Origin of the sequence: Umezawaea endophytica, assembly GCF_025061645.1 — a bacterium.
GTDB classification, from domain to species: Bacteria; Actinomycetota; Actinomycetes; order Mycobacteriales; family Pseudonocardiaceae; genus Umezawaea; species Umezawaea endophytica.
Window position 1 is genome coordinate 67,557 of sequence record NZ_JANYMP010000032.1, and the last position, 15,971, is coordinate 83,527.

At 71.9% G+C, this 15,971-nt stretch carries 14 protein-coding genes; 7 read left to right on the forward strand and 7 right to left on the reverse strand.

Features of this window, described 5'->3' with window-relative positions; translation table 11 throughout:
- The first annotated feature begins 34 nt into the window (after nucleotides 1–34).
- The 4 genes from NZH93_RS41945 to NZH93_RS41960 are packed head-to-tail and all read left to right on the forward strand — an operon-like array spanning nucleotide 35 to nucleotide 6,044.
- The gene (locus NZH93_RS41945) at nucleotides 35–1,012 is read left to right on the forward strand and encodes a prephenate dehydrogenase (RefSeq protein WP_276025050.1); all 978 of its coding nucleotides are present in this window, start codon (nucleotides 35–37) and stop codon (nucleotides 1,010–1,012) included.
- 10 nt (nucleotides 1,013–1,022) lie between these two features.
- A complete protein-coding gene (locus NZH93_RS41950) occupies nucleotides 1,023–2,849 on the forward strand; it encodes a fibronectin type III domain-containing protein (RefSeq protein ID WP_259628903.1) in 1,827 nt (608 codons plus the stop codon).
- Between the two features lie 55 nt (nucleotides 2,850–2,904).
- Complete coding sequence (locus tag NZH93_RS41955) at nucleotides 2,905–4,800, forward strand: hypothetical protein (RefSeq protein ID WP_259628904.1); 1,896 nt, start codon at nucleotides 2,905–2,907, stop codon at nucleotides 4,798–4,800.
- A gap of 56 nt (nucleotides 4,801–4,856) precedes the next feature.
- A complete protein-coding gene (locus NZH93_RS41960) occupies nucleotides 4,857–6,044 on the forward strand; it encodes a thiolase family protein (RefSeq protein WP_259628905.1) in 1,188 nt (395 codons plus the stop codon).
- A gap of 1 nt (nucleotide 6,045) precedes the next feature.
- On the opposite strand, the gene NZH93_RS41965 is transcribed toward NZH93_RS41960, so the two are convergent.
- Both NZH93_RS41965 and NZH93_RS51060 read right to left on the reverse strand, forming a co-directional pair.
- Complete coding sequence (locus NZH93_RS41965) at nucleotides 6,046–6,606, reverse strand: putative glycolipid-binding domain-containing protein (RefSeq protein WP_259628906.1); 561 nt, start codon at nucleotides 6,604–6,606, stop codon at nucleotides 6,046–6,048.
- Nucleotides 6,607–6,683: 77 nt separating this feature from the next.
- Nucleotides 6,684–6,857 (reverse strand): antitoxin, encoded by a 174-nt coding sequence (locus tag NZH93_RS51060; protein WP_259628907.1) that lies wholly within the window; start codon nucleotides 6,855–6,857, stop codon nucleotides 6,684–6,686.
- A 198-nt stretch (nucleotides 6,858–7,055) separates the two neighbouring features.
- Between NZH93_RS51060 and NZH93_RS41975 the strand changes: the two genes are divergently transcribed.
- On the forward strand, nucleotides 7,056–8,384 hold the full coding sequence (locus tag NZH93_RS41975) for a BNR-4 repeat-containing protein (protein ID WP_259628908.1): 1,329 nt from the start codon (nucleotides 7,056–7,058) through the stop codon (nucleotides 8,382–8,384).
- Nucleotides 8,385–8,442: 58 nt separating this feature from the next.
- Here NZH93_RS41975 and NZH93_RS41980 read toward each other — a convergent pair whose 3' ends face one another.
- Entirely contained in the window at nucleotides 8,443–9,648 is a 1,206-nt protein-coding gene (locus tag NZH93_RS41980) for a thioester domain-containing protein (protein ID WP_259628909.1), read from the reverse strand.
- A 480-nt stretch (nucleotides 9,649–10,128) separates the two neighbouring features.
- Complete coding sequence (locus NZH93_RS41985; RefSeq protein WP_259628910.1) at nucleotides 10,129–11,361, reverse strand: DNA cytosine methyltransferase; 1,233 nt, start codon at nucleotides 11,359–11,361, stop codon at nucleotides 10,129–10,131.
- A gap of 96 nt (nucleotides 11,362–11,457) precedes the next feature.
- Between NZH93_RS41985 and NZH93_RS41990 the strand changes: the two genes are divergently transcribed.
- Nucleotides 11,458–12,255, forward strand: coding sequence for a hypothetical protein (locus NZH93_RS41990; protein ID WP_259628911.1), 798 nt, complete (start codon nucleotides 11,458–11,460; stop codon nucleotides 12,253–12,255).
- On the opposite strand, the gene NZH93_RS41995 is transcribed toward NZH93_RS41990, so the two are convergent.
- Nucleotides 12,252–13,679, reverse strand: a complete 1,428-nt coding sequence (locus NZH93_RS41995) for an ATP-grasp domain-containing protein (RefSeq protein ID WP_259628912.1) — start codon at nucleotides 13,677–13,679, stop codon at nucleotides 12,252–12,254. The genes NZH93_RS41990 and NZH93_RS41995 overlap by 4 nt on opposite strands.
- Before the next feature lie 162 nt (nucleotides 13,680–13,841).
- Nucleotides 13,842–14,045: a hypothetical protein gene (locus NZH93_RS42000; RefSeq protein ID WP_259628913.1), complete on the reverse strand. Its 204-nt coding sequence runs from the start codon at nucleotides 14,043–14,045 to the stop codon at nucleotides 13,842–13,844.
- 120 nt (nucleotides 14,046–14,165) lie between these two features.
- On the opposite strand from NZH93_RS42000, the gene NZH93_RS42005 reads away from it, so the two are divergent.
- Nucleotides 14,166–15,053, forward strand: a complete 888-nt coding sequence (locus NZH93_RS42005; protein ID WP_259628914.1) for an NAD-dependent epimerase/dehydratase family protein — start codon at nucleotides 14,166–14,168, stop codon at nucleotides 15,051–15,053.
- Between the two features lie 10 nt (nucleotides 15,054–15,063).
- On the opposite strand, the gene NZH93_RS42010 is transcribed toward NZH93_RS42005, so the two are convergent.
- Nucleotides 15,064–15,966 (reverse strand): ribonuclease Z, encoded by a 903-nt coding sequence (locus tag NZH93_RS42010; protein ID WP_259628915.1) that lies wholly within the window; start codon nucleotides 15,964–15,966, stop codon nucleotides 15,064–15,066.
- Nucleotides 15,967–15,971 lie beyond the last annotated feature (5 nt).

Genomic DNA, 15,971 nt, shown 5'->3' on the forward strand with positions numbered 1-15,971 from the left:
AACCCGCACCCGGTGATCGCCCGACGCCGGCAGGATGGGGCGCGTGCCTGACGTGTGCGTGCTCGGACTGGGGTTGATCGGTGGTTCGGTGCTGCGCGCCGCCTCCGCCGCTGGGTGGACCGCGTGGGGTGCCACGAAGTCCGCGGTCGACGTGGAAGCGGCGAGAGCCGACGGCTTCGACGTGACCGCGGACCTCGACGAGGCGTTGCGGCGGGCCGCGGAGGTCGACGCGCTGGTGGTGCTGGCCGTCCCGCTGCCCGCCGTCGACGACGTACTGCGGCGCGTCACCGCCCTCGCCCCGAAGGCGAGGCTGACCGACGTGGTGAGCGTCAAGGAGCCCGTCGACGACGCCGTCCGCAGGCTCGCCCCGACCACCCGGTACGTGGGCGGGCACCCGATGGCGGGCGCCTCCACCTCCGGGTGGGCCGCCGGTTCCGGTTCCCTGTTCGACGGCGCGGCCTGGGTGGTCGCGGTGGACGACGATTCGGACCAGGCCGTGCTGCGCGACGTCGTCGAGTTCGCGCTCGCCACGGGGGCGCACGTGGTCCCGACGAGCGCCGCCGAGCACGACTCGGCGGTCGGGCGGATCTCGCACCTGCCGCACATCCTCGCCACCGTGCTGGCCGCGGTGGGCGCCGACGGCGGTCCGCTGGCGCTCTCGTTGGCGGCGGGGTCGTTCACCGACGGCACGCGGGTCGCCGGGACGCGGCCGGAACTGGTGCGGGCGATGTGCGAGGGCAACCGGTCGGCTCTGCTGGACGCGGTGGACGACGCGCTCGGCAGGCTCGGCGCGGCACGGGGTTCCCTGGCGTCGACGGGCGGTCTGGCCAAGACGATCGACGCGGGCCACCAGGCCAGGAAGGCGTTCGACGCGCAGAAGACCGCGGAGCGGACCGACGTGACGATCGACCTCGGTTCCGCCGGCGCGCCTGCCGCGCTCCGGGCTCTCGGGGCGCGCGGTGGCCGTATCGTTTCGTTGCGGGGCAAGACCGCGAGGGCGAAGACCTCGTAGGGTCGGCGGTGTGGAGCGTCGCAGCCTGATCGCCGTACTCGGAGGGCTGGCCCTGCTCGTGGGGGCCGTCGTCGTGCTGCGCACGGAATCCCCGCCGCCGCTGGTGAAGTCGAACGACCCGGTCACCCTGACCCGGTTCCTCGACGAGCGGGTCGACTACCGGGCGGAGAAGCAGGGGCTCGTCGCGCCGTCCGACCTGAAGCTGACGGCGCTGGACATCACCAGCCTCCGCGCCATGTGGACGCCCACCGCGGGCTACGGGTACGAGGTGCGCTGGGCCGACCAGGTGCGGCTGGTGGTGGTGCCGGAGACGGAGCTGACCGGCCTGCCCGCCAACGACGAGGTCACCGTGGAGGTCCGGGCGGTCGACGCCGAGGGCCACCGGTCGGCGCCGTCGAGCATGAAGGCCGTGCCGCGACTGCTCTACAACGAGGCGTGGGCGGACCACCTGGTGGCGCCGGTCGACCACTTCGACGGCCAGGCCGCCCTGTCGTCGCACCGCTGGCGGGTGCTCGGCGACGACGACTGCCTGGGGCTGCGGTCGCTGCCCGGCGTGAAGCGGGTGGAGATCACCTGCGACAACACCGAACTCCAGTCGAACATGACGCTCGTGCTGACCGAACCGCAGGCGGCGTACGACGGCGAGCGCGGCCGGGTGATGCTGACGATGGACGGCCCCGGCATGAACGCCAACGGCCTCAACCAGGAGGCGTCGATCACGCTCCTGCCGGAGCCGTACGACGACCTGCCGTGGCTGGGCATGTACGACAACATGTCCGCGCCGACGCGGATCCCGCCGAGCGCGATCGTCATGCACATCACCCCGTTCGGCGCGAGCTTCGACAAGGGCGTCGACGTCCCGACGACGTCGCGGGTCGTGCCGGTGAGCGGCCGGTCGGTCGTGGCGTCGACCGGTGTGCGGCACCGGTGGGAGCTGCGGGTCCTCCAGGACGCCGTGGTGGCGGTGCGCGACGGCGAGGTGCTGGCCGCGATGCCCGCCGCCGTGCCGTGGACGACGGCGCGCGCGAGGCTCGCGTTCCGCGACGCCAGGGGCACGACGATCGACTCGTTCGGCGTCGGGGGCGGTGCGGAGAACCCGAGGTCGACGTCGGTCATCCCTCTGGGCCCGTCGGAGCGCGAACCGTCCGCGACGACGTTGGGGACGGTGTCGTCGGCGCAGTTCGCGGGCGCGGAGTCGCTGCGGGTCGTGGCGGGCGTGTACGGCAACAACGACGCGCCGGTCACCGTCCGCTTCGGCGACCGGGAGGTGCTGGCGAAACCGATGTTCCCGTGGGGCGCGGTCGGTCCGACGGTGTCGACCACGCTCTACGCGGACTTCCCGTTGCCCGATCCGGCGATCGGCGACTCGTCGAAGCTGCGGCTCACGTCGACCACCGACATCGACTCGGTCAGCGCGAACGTGGTGGTGCGCGACGGCGTCGACGCGCCCGCCAGGAAGCTGCCGAGGGTGAGCGACCTCGGCGCGCTGGTGCGGCGGGTCGCCCAGCCGAGGCTGAGCGTGGGGCACGAGAGCAACGTGTCGCCGCCGACGCAGTTCCCGCGCGGCGGCAAGGTTCGGCTGGTCGTGGAGCTGGACGCGGGTCACGACCACGTCGTCGCGGAGACGTCCGGCATCGAGGTCGAGCTGGACGGCGACCGGATCGTCACGCTGCCGACCACCGCTGACGGGCCGTCGGCGGGCGGGCGGTACGAGTTCTGGTTGGAGGCCGGGGGGTTGACGTCCGGGGCGCACCGGATCACCGCCCGCGTGCAGCCGAAGGACCCGTCGACGCCCCCGAGGGACACCCAGCAGTCGTTCGAGATCCGGGCCGGTTGATCTCGGGTCGACAACGACTAGTGACCCCGGTCGGTGGTCCGCCTAGCTTGACGCCATGGACCGACGTCGGATCGCCGTGGTGGCCGCCGGTCTCGTGCTGTTCGGCGGGGCCGTCGTGGTCCTGCGCGGCACGGGGCTGACCGGCTCTCCGCCCCCGACGTCGACCGCCCCTCCGCCGCCGACGTCGTTGACGAAGTTCGCGGGCCAGGGGGTCGTCCTGCCGCCCACGCCGGACAAACCCCAGTCGCCCCAGGGCCTCTCGGTGCTGTCGGGCCCGCAGCGGCTCCAGTTGCGGTGGTCCGGCGACTCCCCCGGTTTCGAGGTGCGCTGGGGTGTGGAGGCGCTCGACCACTCGCTGCTGGTCGCGCAGCCCGTCGCCCAGCTCGATGGCCTGGAGGACGGGCGGGAGTACCGGGTCGAGGTGCGCGCGGTCGACTCGTTCGGCAAGCGGTCGGCGCCCGTGACCGGGTCAGGAACGCCGCGCACCGACACGTCGACGGACAGCCGGTACGTGCTGGTGGACCGGTTCGACCAGCCGAACGCCCCCGACCCGACCCGGTGGCGGCTGGCGACGCGGGAGAACTGCGCCCGCGCCACCCCAGGCGAGGGCGACGACGCGCACAGGCTGGTGATCAGCAGCAACTGCGCCGCGGCACCGGTGACGCTGCGCTCGCGGACGCCGTTCGCGCTGGCGGACGCGGACGAGCTGGGCCGGTTCGCCGTGGAGACGGACGCGCCCGGCGTGGACGGCGAGCTGTTCCTCGACCTGGTGCCCGGCCCGGTCAGCGTGGTCTCCGGCGCGCCCGCCGAGCAGGCGGCGGACCGGGCGGTGGACGCCGTCGGGCTGCCGCCCGGCACGGTGCGGGCCCGGATCGCGTCGAGCGCGGGCACGACGACCGCGCAGGTCGTCGTGGCACCGGGGACGCCGAGGATCGCGCCGACCGACGAGCAGCCGCACCCCGTGCCCGCCGCGCGCCTCGGCGTGAGCCAGCGGTGGGAGGTGGTGCTGCGCCGCGACGGCGTGCGGGTGCTGCGGGACGGCGCGCTGGTCGCGAAGGGCGAGGTGGCGCCGCAGTGGACGGAGGCGACCGCGCTGATCGGCGTCGTCGGCCCGTCCGGTGAACGCGTGCACGTGGACCTCGTCGCGTTCGGCGGCCGGTCCGCCCCGACCCCGCCGCTGGTGCCGTCGCCGGGTGTCCGGGTCGAGGTGGGCGCCACGACCACGTCGGACCCCGGCACGGGTCCGGTGCCCGACGTGCTCGGCGGCCAACTGCGGATGAGCATCGTGCACACCGACGGCTCCGGGGTCGCGCCCGAGTTCACCGCGCTGGTCGGCGGGACCGTCACGGTGCCGCTGCGGCCCGCCGTGCCGGGCACGGGGTGGCGGCCGGAGAGCGGCTACCCGGTGATCGGCGACCTGCCGCCGGAGTCGCTGCGGCTGTTCGGCCAGGACGAGCACGTGCTGGTCGGCGTGGTGACGCCGCGACCCATGCGGATCCAGGTGACCCACGCCGACCTGGAGCTGGTCGCGCGGCCCGGCGCGCCGACGGCCCCTCCGCCGAGCACGGAGACCCGCGCGCTGAACGGCGTGGAGCTGGACCTGGCCAGGGCGACCGGGACGGTGCTCGACGCGAGCGGCAGGCCGGTGCCCGACGGTGAACCGCTCCAGGCGGGCAGGCTCGTCCTCGACGTCGTGCTGGACGGCCTGGAGGGCAGGCGCACGACCGCGCGGCTGCCGGGGCTGGCCGGGTTCACGATCCGGCTGGACGGGGACCAGGTGGCGAGCGTCCCGACGGCCGAGGACGGCCCGGCGGTGGCGGGTCGATGGCGGCTCGCGCTCAACACCAGCGGACTGTCGCCGGGTCCGCACATGATCGAGATCAAGGCGTTCAGCACCGAGAGCGGGATCCGGCCCGCTTCGGCGTTCGTGTCGTTCTTCATCGCCGCGTAGGACGCCCGGTTCGCGAACGACCTGCCGATGTCCGTTTCCGGGGGCAAGATGAGGGCATGTCGCGTGCCCTGGTCCTCGACGTCGCCCGCACCCCGTTCGGCCGCTACCGGGGAGGGTTGGCCGGTATCCGGGTGGACGACCTGGCGTCGCTGCCGATCAGCGAGCTGATGCGCAGGCACGGCGGCGAGCTGGACCCGGCCCGGATCGACGACGTCCTGTACGGCAACACGAACGGGGCCGGTGAGGAGAACCGGGACGTGGCGCGGATGGCCGCGCTGCTCGCGGGGCTGCCGACGAGCGTGCCGGGCGTGACCGTCAACCGGCTGTGCGCCTCCGGTGGGGAAGCCGTCGTCCAGGCCGCGCGGGCGCTGTCGCTCGGCGACGCGGACGTGCTGATCGCGGGTGGCGTGGAGGGCATGACCCGAGCGCCGTTCGTGGTGCCGCGGCCGGAGAAGCCGTTCGCGGACCGCTTGGAGACCGCGTCCACGGCGCTGGGCTGGCGGCTGGTCAACCCGAGGATGCCCGCGCAGTGGACCGTGCCGCTCGGCCGCGCCGCCGAGGAGGTGGCCGGGGAGGTCGGCGTCAACCGGGGGCAGATGGACGCGTTCGCGCTGCGCTCGCACCGCCGGGCGGCGGCCGCGTGGGACGCGGGCGTGCACGACGGCTTCGTGTTCCCCGTGCAACTCCCGGACGGGACGGTGATCCGCCGCGACGAGTCCGTGCGGCCGGAGACCAGCCTGGAGAAGCTGCGGAAGCTGCGGTCGGCGTTCTCGGAGAAGGGCCCGGTGACCGCGGGCAACTCCTCGCCGATCAACGACGGGGCCGCCGCGGCGCTGATGGGCACCGACGAGGTGGCGGCCGAACTGGGCCTGGAGCCGCTGGGCGAGATCGTCGGCAGCGCGGTCACCGCGGTCGAGCCGCAGCGGTTCACGCTCGCGCCGATCAGCGCGATCAGGAAGCTGCTCGCCCGGCGCCGGATCGACGCGGCCGACGTGGCGCTGTGGGAGATCAACGAGGCGTTCGCCGCGATGGCGCTGTCCGTGCTGCACCACCTGCCCGAGATCGACCGGGAGAAGGTGAACGTGCACGGCGGCGCCATCGCCTACGGCCACCCGCTCGGGGCGTCGATGCCGAGGGTCTTGTTCGACCTCTGCCGCCACCTGCGGGCCCGCGGCGGCGGCCTGGGCATCGCCGCCGCCTGCGTCGGCGTCGGCCAGGGGTTGGCCGTCGCCGTCCGCGTGTGACCTAGATGCGCCGCGACACCTGCGGGTAGTCGACGACCACGCCCTGCGCGTCCACGACCAGGTCGGACGAGAAGTCGCCGGAGCTGAAGTTGACCACCGAGGTCTCCTCGCCGACCGAGACCGTCCGGTACGTCTGCTGGACGACCTGCACGGACAGGTCCGGCAGGGACACCCGCACGACCGGCAGCACGGCCTCGCCCGCTTCGCGGTGCAGCCCGAGCCGCCGGATCGGGATCGAGTTGAACAGGACGACGAACTGGACGTCCACGTCCATCGCCCCGTCGAACTCGGCCCGCTCGGAGCCCTTGCCGGTGTCGACGAGCCAGGCGCCGTCTGCGCCCCGGCTCAGCGAGATCTGCTTCTCCTCCTCCACCGTGGCGCTGCGCAGGAGCAGGCGCTTCACCGTGCCCTCCTCGCCGACCCCGAGTTCGAAGGAGGCGCTGAACTGCTCGTTCGGACCGGCCGTGACGAGGCGACCGGACGCGCGCAGGCGCCGCTGGTCGGACAGGAGCAGGCGCACCTGTTCCAGCCGCGGCTCGCGGTAGCCCTGCCAGGTCACCATCTCGGGACGGCGTGCGGACGCAGAAGGAGAGCGGGTCTCCCCGGCCGGGGCTACCCGCTCATCCGTGTTGAACGAGTTCACTGGCCACCCGGGAGGAAGTCCTTGGCCTTTTCGGCGACCGACTTGATCTGGTCCTCGTGCCCGAACTTGCCCGCGGCGAACTCGGCGGCCTTGTCGATGCCGTCGTCCACCTTCTCGTGGTTCTGCTCGAGCAGTTCGGCGGCCTTGTTCTTGATCTCATCGAAGTTCACAGGTGCTCCTTCGCACTCCAGGGAAGGGTACCGGAGCACGCCCTCGGACCCCACTGCCAAACGGACGGCGGTGACGCTACGCCCGATGCCGAACTTCGGCCCGGCCAACTCTGGACCAACACCCGGTACCCCGTGCGAAGATGTGCGCGCCGCCGCCTGGTCGGCCGTCCACACGGCCATCACCAGGAGGAACGCCACATGTTTCGGCTCACGCGCCTCACGGCGCCGCCGCTGTTGTTGCTCGCGGTCCTGACCGTTCCGGCGCACGCCACCCCGGAACGGACCGCCGAGTTCACGACGACGACCACGGCCACCTCGGTCGCGGCACGCAGTGATCGACGTCCCGTAGCGGGCGGCCTGTACGACGCCGTCGCGAAGAAGACGTTCGTCTCCTGGGCGGGTCGGTACGAGGACAACTACGCCCAGTCGTTCGACCACCGCACCAGCACGTGGTCGACGCCCGTGAAGTACGCGGACGGCGACTCGGACTCGCACAACTACCCGACGCTCGTGCAGGCCAGGGACGGCCACCTGCTGTCCTTCCGGGGCAGGCACAACGTCGAACTGGTCCTGAACCGCGCTCCCGAACCGCACTCGTCGGAGGGCGTGTGGACCGAGCGGGTGATCTCGAAGGACGCGGCGACGTACCCGATGCCGTTCGTCACGGCCGACGGCACGATCTTCGTGTTCTTCCGCGAGACGTCGCACGACCTCGACCCGTCCGTCCCGACCGACACGCGACCCATGCAGTACGTCGTGTCCAAGGACGACGGTCGGACCTGGCAGACCTCTCAGGAGCTGACCGGGAACCCGTTCGCGCTCGGGTCGACCGACCGGGCGGACAACATGAACGAGACCTACTTCGGCCAGTTGCGGCAGGAACCCGACGGTCGCGTGAGGATCGTCTACACGCTGGCGGGCGGCGGTCCGGAGGGCCACCTGCACGACCGGTACCACCGCAACGTCTACTACACCTGGTTCAACCCGAAGAACCTGCGCTTCTACTCGGCGAGCGGCCGGGACCTCGGCACGCAGGTCGACGACGCGGACCAGGAGCGGTACCTCAAGGTCGTCGAGACGCCGCTGACGGTGCCGAACGGGGTCAAGTCGCCGGACTACATCCAACTGGTCGGCACGACGCTCGGGCAGCCGTTCCTCCTGTGGTTCAGCGGTGACGAGGCGAAGGGGCCGCTGCGCAACAACCTGTCCTGGTGGAACGGTTCCCGGTGGCAGACCGAGGAGGTCGCGCGCGGGCTGCGGGTGCGGGAGATGGAGCCGCTGAACCCGCTGGCCTGGCGGGTGTACGCGACCGAGGACGGCAAGCCGAACGTGAACACCTACCGGGTGGTGCTGGGCCGCACCTGGGAGGCCGAGACGGTCATCCCGACCGCCAAGCCGGTGCAGCGGATCGAGCTGATCAAGGACTTCCGGGACCCGGTGCGGGTGCTGCTGTCCGGCGCCTCGTCCGCGCGGGACGTCGCCGTCGCCGACGGTGACATCTCCGTGGCGGGGATCAAGCGCCGCTGACGCACGAGAACGCCCCCGCGAGCGGTGCTCGCGGGGGCGTTCTCACGTGCTGGTGGGACTAGGGAGCGGACTTCCGGCGGCGCATCACCAGCAGCGCGCCGGCGCCACCGCCGACGAGCACGATGCCGATGATCAGCGGCACGAAGATCGACGCGCCGGTGCTGGCCAGGTCACCGCTGCTGCCACCCGCGGGGACGGGGGTGGTCGTCGTGGTGGGGGCCGGCGGCGTGGAGGCGGGCGTCGACTCCGTGGTGGAGGTCGGCGGGGTCGTCACCGAGCTGGACGGCGGCGGGGTGCTGCTGGCCGGGGCGGTGGCCCAGGACACGGAACCCTCTGCCTTCAGGCTGGCCTTGGCCGGGAAGGCCACGACCAGGGACTGCGTCTGGAGCTGGTCGTTGCTGCTGACGAACAGGCGGCCCTGGGCGAGTTCGGCGTTCGCCTCGACGGAGAACGACGCCTTGCCGTCCGGCGTGCCCACCGGGACCTTGACGTAGAACTCCTCGGTCTTGGTGCCCGCGTCCTGCACGGCGAGCGTGCCGGCCTTCGGGTCCGCCAAGGGGTTGCCGTTCTTGTCCGCGAGGACGACGCCCTCGGGCAGGTCGGCCTTGAGGACGACCTCACCGGCCGTCGTCGTGACGGTGAACGGGCCGATCAGGTCGCCCGCGTTGCCCGACTTCTCCTTGGGCTCGACCGTCAGCGTCGGGGTCGGCTGCTCCTTGATGCCGGTGTTCTTCTCACCGGTCAGGTAGTCGTAGAGGGCGACGACGTCGCCGTTCTTGACCCGGCCCTTGTCGAGCTTCGCGCCATCGCTGAAGTGCCAGATCGCGGCCTGGGTCCCGCCGATGGCCTCGTTCTCGTCGAGGTCCTTGCCGATGACCGCGCCCAGTTCCTTCGCCTTCACCAGCGGGAAGGTGTACTGGAGGATCCACGCGATCTTGTCGGCGTTCTCCTTGAACTTCGTGTTCGGGTTGGGGTGCTTGTCCCACGGCACCTCCTTCAGGCCGCGGCCGTGCTCGAGCGGGGTCGGCAGCTCGACGCAGTACGCTTGGACCTTGGTGTTCGTGCCGTCGATCTCCAGACCGATGAGGCTGGTGTCGAGCTTCTTGTCCTTGCCTTCGAGGAAGACGTCGGCGCCGCGCTGGTCCCACTCGGGCTTCGGCTTGACGTGGACCTCGGCGATGGCGGGGAGGGCTGAAACCAGCAGTGCGAGGGAGGCGCCTAGGACTGCCGCACCAATGCGCGACGCGCTCAACCGGGATGTCATGGATCTCCTTCAAGCTCTCTGACTAGCCCGAATCGGGTGACAAAGAAGTGGGATCCTGTCGTCCAGCCGGGGGCTCAGGGGCCCCTTACTTCACGCGGATTCGACAGGAATCAGCGGAACACTATCCGATCGGGTGACACACGATCAGCTTAGGGTAACCGGACGTCCCGCAATGACCGCGACCAGCGGGAACGCACATCGGACATCCACTGTGGACGATCAAATGTCACCACATGATCACGTTCACGGTTCTGAAGCACACCGCCGGAGCGGGCAGACCACCCGGTCCACAATGGCGTTTCCGCAGGTGGACCATTGTTAATGAAGGTTCAACAGTGAAGGACTGACCGTTCCGTGGTCACACCGTTACAATAAGGTGATCAATCCATCGGTGATCGATGTGGTGACCCCGGCCGGTAGCTCTGCCACTTGGGTGTCGCGATTGGACCATCAGCACCACAAGGCCACTGACCTGGTGATCTACGCCACCAGCTCCGCCTGCGCGGTCTCCCGGATGTCGCCCGCGCGCAACGACGTCCCCGGCAGGCACAGCGCTCCGACGTCGGGCACCTGACCGCCGAGGATCCACCGCACCAGCCCGGCGAGCTGGTAGGCGATCATCGGCGGCACCGCGTCCCCGATGTGCCGGTAGGCGTTGCCCAGGATGGACACGTCGAACCGGAACCGGCGCGGGAAACCCTGGAGCAGCGCCATCTCGCGCACGGTGCACAGCCGGTGCTGCTGCGGGTGCGCGTACCGGCCGTTGCCGACGTGGGCGCACTCGCGCTTGATCGTGCGGGCGGGCTCGTCCCACCACATCCGACCGTAGACGTCCGGGTGGGACCCCCAGCGGCCCGTTTCGATGATCTTCAACTGGGCCGGGTTGAGCAGCGCCGCGGTCGCGTCGGACCCCACGAGGTCCGCCCACGAGCCACCGTCCACCGGGATCGCCCGCATCCGGTGCAGCGTCCGGTCCTGGCGGAACGACGGCGACACGTGCGTCGGGTCCTTCGGGTGCGCGAACCCGGCGGGCACGGCGGGCAGCCGCGAGATGGCCCGGCGGACGGTGATCGCCGACGGCCGCACCTCCCGGCCTTCCCACACGTCCTCCAGCGTCCGCAGCGGGAGCCCGGCGTCCACGGCCACGACCAGCGCGCGCTCGCGGAGCTGCGGCAGGCCGAACCGGGACAGCAGGTGCGACCCGGCGGCGACGCGGTAACCGAGCTTGTCCAGCTCGTCGGCGAGCCCTTCGAGGTGGTGCCTCTGCCTGCCCTTGACCAGTTCGCGGGCGTTCTCCATCAGCACCACGCGCGGCCGCAGCTCGGCCGCGTACGCCGCGACCCGGCCGACGAGGGAGTTGCGCGGGTCGTCGCGCAGGTGGTTCGCGGCCGTGGTGCGGCTGAACCCCGAGCAGGGCGGGCACGCCACCAGCACGTCCAGCTCGCCGCGCGCGAGCCCCCACGCCTCGCGCACCACGGCCGGGTCGACCGCCGCCAGGTCCAGCTCCAGCGGGTCGACGCCGATGTTCGCGCGGTAGGTGCCGTTGCAGCGCAACGACCCCAGCTTCGACGACGGCTTGCCGATCTGGGCGTCGGCCGCGCCGACGACCGCGAAGTCGGGGTGGGCGTGGAAGCCGAGGCTCATCCCACCGGCTCCGGAGAACAGGTCCGCCACCCGGTAGGTGGCGCCGCGGAGGGCTACGGGCGACGGCACGAGCGTGATCGTACGGCTGGGTGTCACCCGTTGTCGCAGACGACCCGTCCGCCCGGCGACACCGCTGTCCACACGGCATCCCGTAGGTTCCCGGCTATGGAGCTGCCGCCCGCCTGGCAACGGCCGGATCCGTTGCGTGGTCTGGAAGCCGTGCCCTGGAACGACTTGTCGGACGGGCGCGGGTCGGCGCGCGGGATCGGCGAGCTGCTGCGGGGAGTGGTCGACGAGGACCTGGCCCTCCGGGCTGCCTCGCTGGCCACCCTCGTCGAGCGGCTGCTGCCCGAGGACACCGTGTCCGAGGCGAGCGCCTTCGCCGTGCCGTTCCTGGCCGAGCTGGGCGCGAACTACAAGGTCGCGCCGGACGTCCGCGACCGGCTGATCTTCCTGCTGGCCGCGCTGGGCCTGGCGGGGTGCGGGTTCACCGAGGACGGCAAGCGCACCTGGCGACGGTGGAACGCGGTGGGCCGCGAACTCCCCCGGCTGTCCCCCGACTGGATCACCCAAACCCGTTACGCCGTCGCGAAAGCGGCGCCGAAGGTGTTCGAGTCGCTCGCCACCGCCGAGGTGGCGTGCGTGGTCGCGCTGGCGACCGCCGTGCCGGAGGTCGTGCCGAAGCAGACGGCGCGCGTGGTGTGGGGCATCGCGCAGGGCGACGGCCACCACTCGTCCGCCGTGCTCGTCGACGCGGCGGCGGTCGCCCACCACCTCGTGCAGGGCGAGGAGTCCGACCACTGGGCGCTGGCGGCGACGGCGCGGGGATACCCGGACCTGGTGCGCGCCTACGAGGACGACGAGTACCCGCCGCACCAGCCCGGCGCCGTCACGATGGCGCTGATGGGCTACCGGTTGGCCTTCCTCGCCGCGTACGGCGGGAAAGGCCAACCGGAGGACTAGGCCGTGACGGCTTCGCCGAGTTCGACCGACGCCAGCACCTCGTCCGCGATCGGGATCGCGGGCTCCAGCGGGCCGAGGCACGTGCCCCACTCGTGGTCGGCCAGCGCGAACGCGGCGACCGTGAGCGCGGCGACGGCACGACCGGGCTGGAGCTGCTCGGCGTGGAAGTCCAGTTCCAGCCGGGCTCCCAGCGGTGACGGGCGCAGTCGGAGCGTGGCCTGCGGGGCCTCCTCCGGGTACGCGAACCGGCACGTCCACTCGGTGAAGACGATCGGCCGTTCCACGACCTCGGTCGGGTTGACCGCGCGGACGTTCGCGCCGACCGAGCCCGCGCGGAAGCCGTCCGCGGCGTCGAGGAGCAGCTCCTCGAACTCCATGGAGGAGATCCCGAGGTCGTGGCCCGCCACCAGGGCGACCTGGACCAGCGACACCGGGAGCTGCGGCAGGGCGTCCTCGAAGCAGACCATCGCGCCGCCGTAGCGGGTGTTGATCTCCGTCGGCAGGAAGCCGTCCTCGGTCGCGATGCCGTCGAGCGTGAACGTGCCGCGGTAGTCGACCGTCTCGCGCAGCCGCTCGCCGACGCGGCGGGCCAGGTTGCGCATCTCGTCGCGGATCCACGCGGGCGGGTCGTAGTACGACGCGCAGCCCGCGTAGAGGAACCTCGCCGAGCCCGCGCGGCGGGGCACGACCATCTCGATCGGCCGCAGCACCGCCGTGCCGTCCGGGAACACGATCCCGTGCACGCTGACCGGGATCCCTTCCAGGAACGGCATCACGCGGACGAAGTCGCACTTGGGCGCGAGCACGGCGAACGCGTCGGCCGCCTCCTCGCGGGACCGCACCCGGCGGACGAAGTTCGCGCCGCCGTTGATCGCGGGACCGTCACCGGACCACACGACGCCCGCGCCGCGGTCCAGCTTCTCGGTCGCGACCCACAGGGCCTCGAAGTCCAGGTCCAGCACCACGGCCGGGGCGCGCGGCGCGGACAGCTCGTCCCACAGCGCGTCGATCGTGGTCTTGTTCTCCAGCTCGACCCACTCGGGTCGGCGGGCGTTGAGGACGGGACGCCCGGCGAACTCGGCCGTGGAGATGTACGGGGTGCTGATGACCAGCGCCTCGCCCTCCGGGTCGAAGTCGTCGAGGATCGCGCGCACCTCGGCGTTCGGGCGTTCGAGGAGCTGGGTCAGCCTGCGCTGCTCCACCGCGACGAACCCGCCCGCTATGCCGAGGGGCACCCAGCGGGAGACCTCGGAGTCGTGCAGCGGCGCGTGGTCGTCCGTCGAGAGGACGAGCGTGTGGCGAGCTCCGAGCTGGTTCAGCTCGGAGACGCGACTACTGAGCCGCGTACCCCCGGCGAGCACGACCTTGCGGTCGCCGAACAACGTGCGAAGGCGCTCGTGGAGCGCGAAGAAGACAGGAGTCATCGCCGAGATCTCGCTTAGATGAGCAGCGGTGGAGAGCACCGGCGAGCGCCGGGTGATCCGCACTGTAGAGGCACCCGGTTGGATCGGCGAAGCACGGTCCGGCAACAACCCGGTGAAAGTCGTGGGATGGTCCCCCGACGACGACGGGTCGTGCGGCGAAGATCAGCGAGCGGCGTCCCGAAGTACCTGGTCAACCCGGTTGAGGAAGGCGCGGGCACCCTTGGGTTTGGGGAACGCGATGTGGATCGAGGACAGCTCGTCCTCCGAAGCGGGCGCGGCGGCGACGATCGCCGCGGCGTCCTCCAGGAACCGCTGGCGCTTGGCCATCAGGCCGGCGTGCTCGGCCAAGGCACCATCGATGCTCATGTGCACGGCTGGATGCGGGTAACTCACTTGAGTTACATCGGTCCACCCGATCGAGACCTTGAGACCCAATTTTGGCCACGTGTCCGTTTTTCTTCCGGAGAGGCTGCTGAGATGTGCCCCATGCGAGTCCTGGTCACCGGCGCGTCCGGGTTCATCGGCGGCGCGGTCGTCGACCGGTTGGTCGCCGCGGGCCACGCCGTCCGGGTGCTGGCGCACTCGACGGACGACCGCGACGGGGTCGAGTCCGCCCGCGCTGACCTGCGGGATCCCGCCGCGCTGGCCCTCGCGGCGGTCGGCGTCGACGCCGTCGTGCACCTCGCGGCGGTGGCCCGCGTGCGGGAGTCGTTCGAACGGCCGCTGCACTACTACGAGGTCAACGCGAGCGGCACGGTGAACCTCCTGGCCGCGCTGCCGGAGGGGTCCCGTGTGGTGTTCGTCTCCACCGCCGGGGTCTACGGCGCCCCCCTCTCGCAGCCGATCACCGAGGACTGCCCGCGCGCCCCGGCGAACCCGTACGCCGCCTCCAAGGCCGCCGCGGAGGACGCCGTGGCGTGGACCGCCCGGTCCGGCCGGATCGGCGCGGCGACCCTGCGGCTGTTCAACGCGGCGGGCGGCGTCGACCGCGACGGCACGCGCGTGATCACCCGCGCGGTCGACGCGGCGCTGGGCGGGACGCCGCTGACGATGTTCGGCGACGGCTCGGCGGTGCGGGACTTCGTGCACGTGGAGGACATCGCGACCGCCGCCGTGCTGGCGCTGGAGAACACCGCGGTCGGGAGCCACGACGTCTTCAACGTCGGCGCGACCGCGGCGAGCGTGCGGGACGTGGTCGACTCCGTCGAGCGGGTCACCGGACGTCCGGTGCCGCTCGTGCGCGCGCCCGCGCACGAGGGTGAGGTCGCCGAACTCCGGGCGGACACGCGCAGGCTGCGCAGGGTGCTGGGCTGGGAGCCGAAGCGCTCCGCCCTCGACGACCTGGTCCGCGACCAGTGGCTCAGCCGCGGCTGAGCTCCAGTGCCTAAGCGCGCTTGGGCACCGGGATCCGCTCCAGGTCCCTCGCGACCACGACCTCGCCGTCGAACACCTCGGCGGCCTCGGCGTGGAACCGCGACGAGTCCGGGTAGCGCTGGGAGAAGTGCGTGAGCACGAGCTTGCGCACCCCGGACTCCGCGGCGACCGTCGCGGCCTGGCGCGCGGTGAGGTGGCCGTGGTCGACGGCGTGCCGCTCGTCCTCGTGCAGGTAGGTCGACTCGATCACCAGCATGTCGGCCCCCTCCGCCAGCGCGTACACGCCGTCGCACAGCCGGGTGTCCATGACGAACGCGAACCGCTGGCCGGGCCGGGGCTCGCTCACCTGCTCCAGGGTGACGCTGCCGAGCACGCCCTTCTCCTGGAGTTCGCGGACCATTGGTCCGGAGATCCCGTGCTCCTTCAGCCTGTCCGGCAGGATCCGCCGCCCGTCCGGCTCGACCAGGCGGTAGCCGAAGGTGTCCAGCGAGTGGTCGAGCCTGCGCGCCTCGACCGTGCCGAACGGGCCCGTCGCGATGACGCCCTCCGCCACCACGGGCTCCTGGCGGATGTCGGTGACGTCGTAGAACGAGCTGGCGTGCCGCAGCCGGTCGAAGAACTGCTGCCCCGACGCCGGGTAGTGCGCGAACACCGGCCGGGTCACCTTGTCCAGCGACAGCCGCTGCACGATGCCGGGCAGGCCGAGGCAGTGGTCGCCGTGGAAGTGCGTGACGCAGATCCGGGTGATGTCGCTCGCCGCCGCGCCCGCCATCAGCATCTGCCGCTGGGCGCCGTCACCGGGGTCGAACAGCAGGCCCTCGGCGTCCCACCGCAGCAGGTAGCCGTTGTGGTTGCGCGCACGGGTCGGGACCTGGCTGGCGGTGCCCAGCACGATCAACTCACGGATCGACACGGCAC

Bases quoted from the DNA above. Each gene is read 5' to 3' on its own strand.
- NZH93_RS41945 (WP_276025050.1), top strand. From the start codon at position 35: ATGGGGCGCGTGCCTGACGTGTGCGTGCTCGGACTGGGGTTGATCGGT.
- NZH93_RS41955 (WP_259628904.1), top strand. From the start codon at position 2,905: ATGGACCGACGTCGGATCGCCGTGGTGGCCGCCGGTCTCGTGCTGTTC.
- NZH93_RS41960 (WP_259628905.1), top strand. From the start codon at position 4,857: ATGTCGCGTGCCCTGGTCCTCGACGTCGCCCGCACCCCGTTCGGCCGC.
- NZH93_RS41965 (WP_259628906.1), bottom strand. From the start codon at position 6,606: ATGGTGACCTGGCAGGGCTACCGCGAGCCGCGGCTGGAACAGGTGCGC.
- NZH93_RS41975 (WP_259628908.1), top strand. From the start codon at position 7,056: ATGTTTCGGCTCACGCGCCTCACGGCGCCGCCGCTGTTGTTGCTCGCG.
- NZH93_RS41980 (WP_259628909.1), bottom strand. From the start codon at position 9,648: ATGACATCCCGGTTGAGCGCGTCGCGCATTGGTGCGGCAGTCCTAGGC.
- NZH93_RS41990 (WP_259628911.1), top strand. From the start codon at position 11,458: ATGGAGCTGCCGCCCGCCTGGCAACGGCCGGATCCGTTGCGTGGTCTG.
- NZH93_RS41995 (WP_259628912.1), bottom strand. From the start codon at position 13,679: ATGACTCCTGTCTTCTTCGCGCTCCACGAGCGCCTTCGCACGTTGTTC.
- NZH93_RS42000 (WP_259628913.1), bottom strand. From the start codon at position 14,045: ATGAGCATCGATGGTGCCTTGGCCGAGCACGCCGGCCTGATGGCCAAG.
- NZH93_RS42005 (WP_259628914.1), top strand. From the start codon at position 14,166: ATGCGAGTCCTGGTCACCGGCGCGTCCGGGTTCATCGGCGGCGCGGTC.